10 protein-coding genes are annotated in these 12,412 nt (G+C 33.7%); 4 read left to right on the forward strand and 6 right to left on the reverse strand.

The window, feature by feature from the left end; all coding sequences use genetic code 11:
* The coding region (locus tag ACP5P5_RS03625; protein WP_428284750.1) for a hypothetical protein at positions 1 to 285 on the forward strand (285 nt) is incomplete at its 5' end.
* Positions 286 to 1,073: 788 nt separating this feature from the next.
* Here ACP5P5_RS03625 and ACP5P5_RS03630 read toward each other — a convergent pair.
* The 3 genes from ACP5P5_RS03630 to ACP5P5_RS03640 all read right to left on the reverse strand — a co-directional run bounded on the left by ACP5P5_RS03630 (position 1,074) and on the right by ACP5P5_RS03640 (position 1,827).
* Positions 1,074 to 1,280: a type II toxin-antitoxin system HicA family toxin gene (locus tag ACP5P5_RS03630; protein WP_428284751.1), complete on the reverse strand. Its 207-nt coding sequence runs from the start codon at positions 1,278 to 1,280 to the stop codon at positions 1,074 to 1,076.
* Positions 1,277 to 1,501: a type II toxin-antitoxin system HicB family antitoxin gene (locus tag ACP5P5_RS03635; protein ID WP_428284752.1), complete on the reverse strand. Its 225-nt coding sequence runs from the start codon at positions 1,499 to 1,501 to the stop codon at positions 1,277 to 1,279. The genes ACP5P5_RS03630 and ACP5P5_RS03635 overlap by 4 nt, the downstream gene beginning before the upstream one ends.
* Before the next feature lie 104 nt (positions 1,502 to 1,605).
* A complete protein-coding gene (locus ACP5P5_RS03640) occupies positions 1,606 to 1,827 on the reverse strand; it encodes a hypothetical protein (protein ID WP_428284753.1) in 222 nt (73 codons plus the stop codon).
* 452 nt (positions 1,828 to 2,279) lie between these two features.
* On the opposite strand from ACP5P5_RS03640, the gene ACP5P5_RS03645 reads away from it, so the two are divergent.
* Together ACP5P5_RS03645 and ACP5P5_RS03650 are read left to right on the forward strand one after the other, a co-directional pair.
* Positions 2,280 to 3,314, forward strand: coding sequence for a sensor histidine kinase (locus tag ACP5P5_RS03645; protein ID WP_428284754.1), 1,035 nt, complete (start codon positions 2,280 to 2,282; stop codon positions 3,312 to 3,314).
* Positions 3,311 to 4,024, forward strand: a complete 714-nt coding sequence (locus ACP5P5_RS03650; protein ID WP_428284755.1) for a LytR/AlgR family response regulator transcription factor — start codon at positions 3,311 to 3,313, stop codon at positions 4,022 to 4,024. Before ACP5P5_RS03645 ends, ACP5P5_RS03650 begins: the two co-directional genes overlap by 4 nt.
* Before the next feature lie 154 nt (positions 4,025 to 4,178).
* Here ACP5P5_RS03650 and ACP5P5_RS03655 read toward each other — a convergent pair whose 3' ends face one another.
* Positions 4,179 to 6,791: an outer membrane beta-barrel protein gene (locus ACP5P5_RS03655; protein WP_428284756.1), complete on the reverse strand. Its 2,613-nt coding sequence runs from the start codon at positions 6,789 to 6,791 to the stop codon at positions 4,179 to 4,181.
* 310 nt (positions 6,792 to 7,101) lie between these two features.
* On the opposite strand from ACP5P5_RS03655, the gene ACP5P5_RS03660 reads away from it, so the two are divergent.
* Entirely contained in the window at positions 7,102 to 7,653 is a 552-nt protein-coding gene (locus ACP5P5_RS03660) for a hypothetical protein (protein ID WP_428284757.1), read from the forward strand.
* Between the two features lie 315 nt (positions 7,654 to 7,968).
* Here the strand turns inward: ACP5P5_RS03660 and ACP5P5_RS03665 are convergent, their stop codons facing one another.
* Entirely contained in the window at positions 7,969 to 9,189 is a 1,221-nt protein-coding gene (locus ACP5P5_RS03665; protein ID WP_428284758.1) for a serine hydrolase domain-containing protein, read from the reverse strand.
* A gap of 54 nt (positions 9,190 to 9,243) precedes the next feature.
* Positions 9,244 to 12,393, reverse strand: a complete 3,150-nt coding sequence (locus ACP5P5_RS03670; protein ID WP_428284759.1) for a DUF5107 domain-containing protein — start codon at positions 12,391 to 12,393, stop codon at positions 9,244 to 9,246.
* Between the last annotated feature and the right edge of the window lie 19 nt (positions 12,394 to 12,412).

Consider the following 12,412-nt stretch of genomic DNA (forward strand, 5'->3'; position numbering starts at 1 on the left):
ATCATCCAGGAAGTAGAGATGAATGGCTTGCAAGAAACGCTACGTAAGTACAATTTATCTCAATCGCTTTTTCATAAATGGCGAAGGGCCTATAATGGCGAAGGCATGAATGGATTAAAGCCCCGGTATAAAACCGTTGATCCTGTTGTCGCAGGAGCATGTTTTATTCCCGTTGTTGGTGAAGTGGTAGGTCCATTGTGGTTTGTCGGGAACTTAATTTCTTTAGGAGTTAATAGAAAAAGTTTAAGTGAAAATATTCAGGGCAGTCTTGAAAATGACAAATAAAACAAAACGACATGATTTTTTATAATAACATTTTTGCATCTAGTTATAAATATTATTCGAAATTTAAAAGGGAAGCACCGTTGTTTAGTTCTGTGTGCGTTGTTATTGTATGCCAGATGACTTTCTTTTTCTTGATACTTGTTATTTTGAAGAAACTTAATATTATTAACTTATTTAGTTTATTTCCTAGCAAGTTTTACTTCTTGCCAATATTTTTTTCATGGCTTTTCTTGTTGTTTAGATATTACACAAAAAATAGAGCGGAGGAAATTGTTATAGCTTTTAACAAGAAACCTACTAAAGAAAGAAAAATGTGGGGTGTGCTTACCTTAGCTTCTTTTGTGATTCCTTTAATTGTAATAGCTTTTTTACTAAAGAAATAATAACAATGAAGGCCCATTCAGGGCTTTTGTTTTATAACGCTGTAAGAAATGAAATATTACGAAACCATTTGCTGAAATTGTTTCTATACAATAAAACCACCAATCAATTTTTTAAAAACGGTTTTATCATCATCGGTAAACAGTTCAACAGTTTTAAATTGTTGTAATAGTTCGGTATCCCACCCCCATCTCATCGTAGTTTATTTGTTAAAAAATTTTCCCTCGGCGTATGGCTGTGCCTATGCCCTACTTTTTTGTAGCTTGCAACTACTATCAACAACATTCCTTTACCCCAATTGGTTATTTGCCTGTTAGCATTAATAATAAAACATATTATTCTAATCATATTATCGTCAATATACTTTCTTAATTTTTTTTAAACCACTCATTTCTGTGGGGCTTTTTTTAGTCCAAGTCATTTTTATCAATACCAGCCTGTTTAAGGATAGCAAGGAAAGTACCTTTTTTCATATCCTTACCACCGTGTACAGGTACGATAACAGTTTTATTGGTTTGGGCATTGTAGTATAAAGAGTGCGAACCTTTGGAGCGTTTGAAAACAAAGCCATACTGTTCCAATATTTTGATAAGGTACTTTGGGTTTAGGTTCATACACTTTCCAGGTTTAAAGAGTATTCCAAAGTATTGCTATCGTCAGGGATAACTTCGCCTCTTTCCTGCAACTCTTCAATATATAATTCGATAGCTTCTTTTGCCATTGAGATAGCTTCATCCACGTCTTCTCCATAAGTAATACAACCAGGCAAAGCAGGAACAGAAACTGTAAAACCGCCTTCGGTTTCTTTGTGTAAATGAATTTTGTATGTGTACATATTTTTAAGCAATTAAAGTTTGTAAATTATCTTTCATTCCCTTATTGGCTAAAGCCAAATCTATCATTTTGAACAGAGCTTGCTATTCATCCTGTGCAAGCTAATCAATCATTTTTTATTTTTTGCATCATAGGCAAATTCAATTCTCCTTCCAATTCATCCGCATTAAAAAACGCTGAAATAGATACTTCAAAAACAGAACCTGGTTTTTCCAATGTAGAAATAGACGGCTCAACCTTCCCATCAGTAATCTGGCTGTACTGCACTTGCCGAATAAACGAATCGGCACAGACTTCCTTTTGAGATAGACTTTTAAGATATCTCAAACGCCTGATATGCTTAGCAATTAACTCAATTGTCAGTACCATATCGTTTATAATTCAACAAAACTAATAAAATTAGGCTTTTGATGTATCTATATGAAATTTTTATGGGGTGTAATGATACAGTTAAATACATAACTGCCCCCCTCAGTGTAGTTTAACAATATCAAAATAATAAAACGGACTAGGCGTATGGCTGCGCCTACGCCCTACTTTTTTGTAGCTTTTAGCTACTATCACCAACATTTATAAAACAAATAACTTCCCCCTCAAAACCCACCACCCCCATCATATCCTTCAAAAAAATAGAAGGTGGGTAAGCAGGTCGACATCATTACCAAAAAGATAATCTTATAAAAGGTTGGCTTTTTTTATTTTGGGCTGTTGGTAGCTAAAAAACAAGTTTTTGTCGCACTTACATAAGCATTCTATCATAACTACAATATTTTAGTAGCATGAAACAACGGTGGTACGCAAAAAAATGGGTAATTATTGCCATGCACATTGCTGCATGGACACTACTTTTTTCACTCCCTTTTTTACTGCGGCCTGCTTACGAAACTAAACATGAGCATGATGATTCTTATTCACTTATAAAATACATGATTACAGCCGCACTTTGGGCCGGTTATTTTTATTTGAATGCTTATTTACTAATGCCCAAATTCATTTACAAGAAAAAATATTGGGAATTTGCATTGATACAAGTTGTGATTTTTGTTATTCAAATTGTCTTCGATTGGATTTTGTTTGAAACCTTTTTAACAGTAAGAACCTATGAATTAAAGCCTGCTATATTATTTGTATTCTTTCCCTTTCTGTTTATTTTGGCTACTAGTACAGCTTACAGAATGATTCGCGACAAAATAAAGTACGACCATATTTTACAACAAAAAGAAAAAGAAAATTTAACCACCGAACTTTCTTTTTTACGTTCGCAGGTTAGTCCGCATTTTATGTTTAATGTATTGAATAATATGGTGGCATTAGCCAGAAAAAAATCGGATGTATTAGAACCATCGCTTATTAAATTATCGGCTTTAATGCGCTATATGTTGTATGAAGCCGATGAAGAAAAAGTACCCCTTGAAAAAGAAATTGAATACCTGCAAAGTTATATTGACCTGCAACAACAACGCTTTGGCAACCATGTTACCGTTCAGTTTAATGCCAGCACACCTGATAAACATTATGATATTGAGCCTATGCTATTAATTCCATTTGTTGAAAATGCATTTAAACATGGCACAGGTTTAATAGAAGAAGCAAAAATTATGATTGAGTTGAAGGCTAATAACAATCAATTATTATTTAAAGTTCAAAATAAATACAACCCAACCTCTAGTGAGGTAAAAGATAAAACCTCAGGCATCGGCTTAAACAATGTTGAACGAAGATTAAAACTGCTTTATGGTAATTTTCTACATTTATCCATTCAACAACAAGATGGCTGGTTTATCGTTACCTTACAACTAAACTTTCATGCATGATACAATGTATAGCAGTTGATGATGAGCCCCTGGCTTTAGAATTACTGGCCGATAATATTAGCCAGGTTCCTTTTTTGCAACTAAAAGCAACTTGCAATAATGCAATGGAGGCCATGAAAGTATTACAAACTCAGCCTATTGATTTAATTTTCCTCGACATACAAATGCCCGGATTAACCGGTTTACAATTTATTCAAAGCTTACCCAATAAACCAATGATTATTTTGGTTACAGCTTATGAAAAGTTTGCCTTAGACGGATTTAATTTAGATGTGGTTGACTATCTCGTAAAGCCGGTATCGTTAGATAGATTTGTAAAGGCGTGCAACAAAGCATGGGAACTATTCCAATTAAAAAATGCGCATGCACAAATCAGTACTACTCCAACCCCATCCTATTTTTTTGTGAATGTGGATTACACGCTCTTAAAAATTGCTTTTAAAGATATTGTATGGATTGAAGGTTTGAAAGATTATATTAAAATTCATCTCATCCATTCTAATAAACCTGTTGTTACCCGCATGAGCATGAAAACATTGGAAGAACAATTACCGGGCAACTTATTCATCAGAATTCACAAGTCATACATCATTGCTATTGAACACATCACTGCCATTAAGCGAAGCAGCATTTTCATCAACAATATTGAACTACCTATTGGCGACAACTATAAAGATGCAGTGATTGCTTTAACTGGCAACACCTCTTAATGCATCCTTTCTAACAGAAATATTACACGAATATCATTTTCTTATTCATTAACATTTTAGTGAATAAGAAATGATTAAGCATTATATCAATAAAAAACAAACCGCCCCCCAACTGAATGGAAGACGGCTTTTTGCCTATCAAATCAAACCATCATTACTGAACACCTTGCAGAGCGTCCATACCGGAAGTATTGGTATTTTTTCTTTTAAATAACGAAACATCCATTTTACCAAACCGATAAGTAAAGTTGATACGTACCATTTGTGGGTTACGCAATCTGTTATAATCTTGTACAAAAAAGTTACTGAAAGAGTACTGATCAGAATAGCGGGTTCTAAAAATATCACTCATGCTAACACTTACTGTTGCAGCATCATTTTTCAAAAAGCTACGGCTAATAGCAGCATCAACACTATAGAATGAACGGATATACCCTTGCGAAGCACTTTGTGATTGCATCATTGGTGGCCCCATTTGCTGCCCGCTATTATTATTAACAGGTAAGTTGGTTTTTGATTGGTATAAACCGGTTAATTGTAGTTTGAATTTTCCCGGCAATGTAAAATTGTTGTTGATTTTTCCAAACCAACTCCACAATGCTGCCTGAGAAGTGCCTGTAATATTATTGGTATTGATTTGAGAGTTATAAATGTTTACATTCATCGTCATATCCCACCATTTGGCCAACTTGGCTACGCCTGTTAATTCAGCACCAACGGTGTAGCTTGAGTTAGCGTTTACATATGTATTGATAATATCTTGTTTACCGGTTAAATAGTTTTGTGCGGTATCTAAATATCGGGTTATTAAACCCTCGGTATGCTTATAATAAAGTGAAGCCAGGAATGTATTATTATGAGGTAAAGTTTTTAAATACGACAACTCAAATGAACTGGTAAACTCAGGCACCAAATTAGGATTACCGCGGGTAATATTTAAACTATCAGAATAATCAGTATAAGGAATTAACTGAAAAAAATTGGGGCGGTTAATACGGCGTGTATAACTAAATTGTACTTCATTCGTACCCTTAAACTTCTGGCTTAAAAATATAGATGGAAATAAACTGATTGGATAACTATTACTAAAATGTTGTTGTGTATTCAACAAATCACCGGAATAGTCTGAACGTTCGGCCCTTAAACCAATTTGATACCCAAAACTTTTAATAGCACTAGTTACAGAGGCATAAGCAGCATACACATTATTGGTGTTTTTGTAATGAATGGAAGCCAAATTAGAAAGTACAAAATTTTTGCTTGCATTATCTAGATAATAATTATCAGTTTCATTGGTTAATTTTTGTTGCTGAAAACGTAAGCCAGTTTCTAATTTAGATTTTTTACCAAATGGTTTTACATAATCGGTTTGTGCAGTTAGAAACTGATTATAGCCTGTTCCCAAAGTTTGTTGCTGTGTATTATTCACAATTGTACTACCTGCTCCATTGTTATAATAATTGGTATTGTATAACACGTTATTGGAGTTGTTACCTGAAAAGTAATTCATGTCAGCAGTTAGTGTTTGCCCCTCTTGTTTAAATAGTTGCTTAAACCCAAATTGTGCACCTGTACCATCAAACTTACGGTGGGTATTGGCATATCGTTCACTATATTGATTGGCAGTTCCCGATTGTAATAAACTATCAATATTAGTTGACAGGAATTGGTTAGGACTCATATCGGCATGTACTTTTATCATACCGGCTGAAAAAGAGGTGCGGTTGGTCATAAAATAATCTAGCCCTACTCTACCAAAAACAAAACCTCCATTATCTTTATCGGTTGAGGATTGATTAACTACCGTACTAGTATCGCCAAAGTTGGTACGATTGGTTGTGCCGAAAGTTTTCCCTTTATTTTGATTAACAAAAGCCGAAGCATTGAAATTAAATTTTCCCTGGCGTACATTAAAATCACCTCCACCATTTAAAGCGCCATAGCTATCAACTCCAGCCCTAAGATTACCATTATACCCTGTTTTTCTATTTTTCTTTAAAATGATATTTAAAATACCTGCACCACCGCCCGATGCATCATATTTAGCAGAAGGATTAGTAATTACTTCTACGCTTTCAATTGCATCAGCAGGAATTTGATCAAGGGTTAACGTTGTAGGACGCCCTTCAATATATATTTGTGGTGTTGCATTGCGTAAAGTTACATTGCCATCAATATCTACATTTACGGAAGGAACATTCTTCATTACATCTAATGCAGTTCCACCGGCATTTACAATATCTTTCTCAACATTATATACTTTTTTATCTATGTCCATTTTAAGTGTGGGTTTAGCAGAAGCTGTTACCACTACGCCTTGCAATTGATTCACAGATTCTGTTAAACGAATGTTACCCAAATCTTTATCAAAAGCATTGAAGGCCTGATTCATATTACCCATTGGTGATTGAGCACCCGGCTTAGGCATTGCAAAACTTACATTTTGAGAAATGGGCTGAAAACCGGTAGCTGAAATCTTTAATTGAAGGGCTCCAATAATTGGCACATCTTCAAAACTAAAGTCACCATTGGCTTTAGTGGTAATTCCTTTATACAATACTTCTTTTGCTTTTTTAGTGGTAGCATCCATACGGCTTTGTAATAACAATACGGTAGCATCATGTATGGGTTTTCCGGTACTGTCTAAAACACGTCCATAAATGTGCCCAATATTAGTGGCTGCAGGTTTGCCACCCATACCGGGCATTTGACTATATGCAGCATAACTAATTAACAAGGATAAGCAAATAACTATTAGTCTTTTCATATACTATGATTATAATGCCCAAAATTATGTGCACTAAAAGCATTGAAATGGATAGTTGCGACCAGTTAGAGAATTGTTGCGACGAAAATGTGAGATTAACCTCTCAATAAAGCAAGCAAATGGTTAATTGTTTTGAACAGGAATATGAGTTTAGTTTAAAATGATTAATTTTTTTTATAAAAAAGTGTCTAAATATTTGCATTTCAAAACAAATTTTCTATCTTAACAACAACCCTTTAAAATACTATCTTAAGAAAACCCTGTTCATTCCTCTCGCTTTATTTTTTAAACCTTTAAAACATTACACAAAATGAAAACATTTTTAGTAATTGCCTTATGGGCATTATTATTATCCTGTAACCAAAAAGAGGCCAATAAGGATAATACAACCTCAATGGCAAAAGACAGTATGGGTATGGCAATTCAATCTCCCTACCCTATTGGTTATTCTTCCAATTTTACAATGGGTAATCCAAAAAATGCAGAAAATTTACTACAGTTATGGAAAGACTGGGAAAATGGCAATCTTAGCGCCCACAGTAATTTTTTTGCTGATTCTGTTACTATATTTTTCGCAGATGGCAGTAGTATTCATGGATCAAGAGACAGTGTTATGGCCGGTGCTCAACGTGAAAGAGATATGTTATCATGGAGCGTAGTAAATGTTGATGCCATTATACCTGTTAAAAGTGTTGATAAAAATGAAAACTGGGCTTTAATTTGGGGAAGAGAAGTAGACACCTATAAAAACGGCAAAAAAGATTCCACCAATATTCAAGAAACTTGGCGTTTTAATAAAGAAGGGAAAGCTGATTTATTCTACCAATTTAAAGCAGCAGCAGCCCCACCTAAAAAGAAATAATCAATAGGAATGAGCCCCGGTTTCGGGGCTTTTTCTTTTGAAGAGAGGATAAAACCAAAGTGCTATCTTCTTTATGCATGTTAGGTTAGTAGGTTTATCGTTATGATGGTATTGTATGTGTAACTAACAACAACCCATTACCCAATTTACGTTGTTAAAAAGAAAAAGCGATGAATTACTGAATTGAAGGCAGGCAGATTCGATATTTCTCCCTATCAACAGCGTTGCGCAACGCTGTTGAGTCGAACGAGAGTCGAAGCAATATAGAATGTGGTCGGAATAGATTGAATCTTTGGTTGATGATGTATGTCTGCTCTATTGGTTACAATACTGCATTACCGCTTGAAAAATTTGCTTGCGAATAGGTGTTACATCAAAATAGGTGCCATTCGGCAACAAACCCATATGTTGCCGATTAATGAGTAAAATAATGGAAGTATGGTATTGAGGTATTACAACAATGCTGGTACCGGTAAAGCCGGTATGCCCAAAACTACCTTCAGGTGCATTTTTCATAAATGAATCATGGGTATCCATCATCCACCCCAAACCATTTTGAAAAGCATCTTTTGTAAAAAAGGTTTGCAGTGTAGTAGCACTAATAAAAGATTGGCCATTAACAGTACCATTATTTAAAAACATATCCACTAGTTGCTGTATGTCTGCTGCTGTGGAAAATAAGCCAGCTGCTCCGGATACACCGCCGTTGGCATACCAAGCATTTCCGTCGTTAACCTCACCACTTAACACATAGTTTCGCCAACCATTCCATGAAGTGGGATCAATATCTTTTTGGGTAAAACCTAAAGTACTATCATACACCATTCTTTTTTCATAAGGGTTACCGAATGAAGTAGCAGCAAAGTGTGTAAACAATTTCTTTTGCAAAGGATTATAAGTTGTATGCAACATATTCAAAGGCTTGAATATTTTTTCATCCTCAAATTGTTCAAAAGGCATACCCGTAATATTTTGAATAATTTCACCAAGAATAGTAAATCCTAAATCACTATACTTACGTTGTGCACCAATGGGATACCGTAAAGGTAATTTAGCAATTAAAGAAAAAACCTGTTTTCGGTTATTGGCTTTATAAAATAAAGGGTACCACTCAATAATACCTGATGTATGAGTTAATAAATGCCGAATAGTAATATTTTTTTTATCGGGTGTATTAAAATCGGGTACATATTTACAAACCGGATCATCAACCGACAATAGATGCTTGTCGACCAAATACATAATAGCCGTAGTTGTACCTACCACTTTTGTAAGTGAAGCCAAATCGAATAAAGTATTTAGTTGCATTTTTTCCGGCCGCTTCAATAATTGATGTTGATTATTAAACAAACGTGCATAACCATAGGCATGTTGGTATAATATTTTGCCATCTTTTTTTATTAAAATAACAGCACCAGGTATGTGTTGTTGCTGAACTTGCGAGTGTAAAATGCTATCAATGTTGCAAATGAGCGCTACTTTTGGGGTACCGGGCTGTGCAGAAACAGACCAGATATAAAATAAACAAATACTCAAAAATAGAAGCTTGTTGATACGGTAATACATATAATTTGATTCTAAAAGTGAGAACTATTTATTCAATGTAATTTGCCGCCATGATTGCCAAATTTCTATGTTTACATCATTGTTAAATACAGTATTAAATAAATTATTTTGGTTATTAAAACCATTATTGATTACTTCATATAACCTTGCATTAGCAGGAAATGTTTGTATACACTGTTGTACAAAATGGTTAAGTGCATCTTTGTTATTTAATTGATGAAATGCACATAAAGTTACATAAAAACGAAATGGGGAAATATACCCGTCGGCTATTTTAAGTTGGCTTTCAGAATTTTGAATTAATTGCAATAAAATTTTATAAGCTGCAGTATCAATGTGTAAAGCTAAATAGTTTTGATAAGAAAGCCAATTTTCAACTGATTCATCCAACATATTATCATAAGGTTTACCTACACCCAAATTTGTGGGCCATATTGTTGAACGTTGAATATATTTTAGGGCTTGTTGATAATTTTTTTTAGTCATATTCTGAATTGCAAGCATTAATAATGCTTTACGGTATAAATTCCTTCCAATTGTGGAACCTTCATATGGTAATATTTCAATAGAATTCAATACATTCAACACCTCATCATATTGAGCGTTTTCCATTAAGGTATTAGCATAAACAATACCCATTAAATAGTTAGTAGTATCATTTTGGAAAGTTTTTTTAGCTAAAGCAAGTGCTTCATTGAATTGATGATGTAGAAGAAAGTATTGCACTAATGACTGTGCATAGCGCCATTGTTTAGGTTCTAATTGGTATGCGCGTTGTAAATCTTTATATATTTTTACTGAATCTTTTTCAGCATATAGAGATGCGCGTACAGCAAAATATGGAGCAAACTCAATATTATTATCATAATTTAATAATAAGTTTAATGCAAGTGCTGAATGGTTGTTATTCCTTTCAATTAAAGCACTATAATAATTTAATAACCAAAATTTTTGCTCCTGCATTAATTGTTTTAAAATTCGATTTGTTTCATTTCTAAATGGAAAAATTAAATCGGGAATTAAATTTTTATTCAAGGGTTGATGTGTGAGATAAGCCAGCCATATAAGCACTTCTGTATTTTTCGGTGCCATTCGCAACAATTGAATGGCCTCTTGAATAAAACCAATATTTCTGTACCAAATAGCCATTTCTAAAAATGTTTGTGTAGGAAATTCATTGGTCATTTTCCTTAAGAATTCTTGTTTATTTTGTTTGTTAGGATTTGCTAAATAATTTTCAAATGCTACAATATGATTAAGTGGATTATAAGTCTGTAATTTATGAATTGCTTTTTTTTGAAGAGAAGTATTATTGATATGTCGACCTATTATTGCTAAGATTTGGTAGGCATCTATATTATTCTGATTGACTATAAGTGATTGCTGTGCATAGTATATGGCTTTATGCCATTGTTGTTCGCTACAATAAATTTTGGCTAATGATGTATAAGCAGCACTTCTATATGTTACATCTAGTGCTGCCACTTCAAACCCATCAATTGCATCAGCTGTCCTTCCTAGTTGCTGATTAGCCAACCCATAATAATAATTAGCTGAAGGATTATAAGTATTCAATGATAGTGCTCTAGTAGTAAATAATAAAGAAGAATCATAATCGCCATTTCTATAATGTATAATAGCAGCATCAACCAATGCGGGTAAATAATTGGAATCTTTTTGAATGGCCATTTGTATATACTGCAAAGCACTTGCATAATTTCTTTCTACCATGTTTTCATGACCTAGAGTATATAAACCGTTTACACTTGTCCAATCATAATTTTGAGGTGTTTGTAAAGGGCGATTTAATTTAAATTGCTGCGTATCGGTATAATAAATTAATAAGTTATCCCCAATAACAATTGTATAATTGGAAATAGAGTCATTGATAGGAATATTTTGCTTAAACAGTTGCAGCGGTGATAAACTGAACTGTTTTTGGAATAAAGTATTTTTACCTGATTTAATTTTTAATGTATCACTTATTTTTTGAAGTGGAGAAAAATAAACATCTATAGTATGATTATGTTTGATTACATTAAGTACGCCAATGTTATTGGCCATAACCATGCCCTTTGTATGTAAGGCCGGGAACCAATATTCAGTCCAAACATCGGTGGTATGTGGTTCAAATCCTTTATGCTTAAAGGGAGTAAAGCTACTTTTTTCCTCGGCCTGATTAAAAAGGCGGCCACTTTGTACCTCTGCATATTGCCCACCAGAGTCTGTAAGTAATTTTTCCCAAATCATTCCTTGCTTAGAAAGACCCCACATCCAGATTTTTTTCCCCAGTTTATCATCCCTGGTACTATATCTACCCATACCTAATTCATCATCATGCCAATAAGCACCAAAAAAATTAGTTAAAGCACCAAAAACATGGTAAGATTTATAACTTCCAAAATCATTTTCTTTATACCAATCAATATGCTTTTCATTTTTTTTATTGATAGGCCAGCTATGATACTGCCCCTCATGCCCTAGATATGTGTTACCCGGAAAGATAAATTGTAAATCATTTTTGGCCTTTATAGCAGCATTCATCCAGTTATAGTATGGTTGTTCAAAATCATTCGCATTATACCAAAGAGAAGATGTGGTAAAATAGGCCTTATCTTTTGGTAAATTAATTTCAATTTGCCAAGATGTTCTGGTAAGTAAATCTAAAACACCAATAAAACAACTCACACTGCCATCTTGCTTATGTTGAATGGTATAATCAACCGGTGTTGCACAGTTAGGTGTATGGCCAATAATGCCATAATTAGCTTCAATACCACCGCTAGTCCAAGGACCACGCATAGCTACGTCTCTAAACTTAACAACATCATTTTTATAAATAAACGGTTTACCGGTAGACTTTTCAATGGCTGTCCAAATTTTTCCACCAATCTCCGGCATAATCAAAATCTTTATATAAGCATTCTCTAATTCTATTACTTTCCAAGATTTTTTAATAGAATGGTTTGTAAATAAATCATACCTAAAATAAGGATAAATAATATCTTTTTGAGGAATAGGATTTGGATCACTATAAGGATATGTGGTAAATATTTTATTGTACTCTTTAACAATAGTTTTTTTTTGTGCAAATAACTGTTGACATAACATTAAGATAATGAATAAAATAGATACCAATTTAACTCTTTTATTAAAATACGAATTAATGAACATGTTTACACATTTATAAGAT

The organism is Hydrotalea sp. (genome assembly GCF_049968455.1).
Lineage (GTDB): Bacteria > Bacteroidota > Bacteroidia > Chitinophagales > Chitinophagaceae > Hydrotalea.

What these genes read in the sequence shown, in the direction of transcription:
- ACP5P5_RS03630 (WP_428284751.1), bottom strand. Translation starts at nt 1,280, where the DNA reads ATGAACCTAAACCCAAAGTACCTTATCAAAATATTGGAACAGTATGGC.
- ACP5P5_RS03635 (WP_428284752.1), bottom strand. Translation starts at nt 1,501, where the DNA reads ATGTACACATACAAAATTCATTTACACAAAGAAACCGAAGGCGGTTTT.
- ACP5P5_RS03645 (WP_428284754.1), top strand. Translation starts at nt 2,280, where the DNA reads ATGAAACAACGGTGGTACGCAAAAAAATGGGTAATTATTGCCATGCAC.
- ACP5P5_RS03650 (WP_428284755.1), top strand. Translation starts at nt 3,311, where the DNA reads ATGATACAATGTATAGCAGTTGATGATGAGCCCCTGGCTTTAGAATTA.
- ACP5P5_RS03655 (WP_428284756.1), bottom strand. Translation starts at nt 6,791, where the DNA reads ATGAAAAGACTAATAGTTATTTGCTTATCCTTGTTAATTAGTTATGCT.
- ACP5P5_RS03660 (WP_428284757.1), top strand. Translation starts at nt 7,102, where the DNA reads ATGAAAACATTTTTAGTAATTGCCTTATGGGCATTATTATTATCCTGT.
- ACP5P5_RS03670 (WP_428284759.1), bottom strand. Translation starts at nt 12,393, where the DNA reads ATGTTCATTAATTCGTATTTTAATAAAAGAGTTAAATTGGTATCTATT.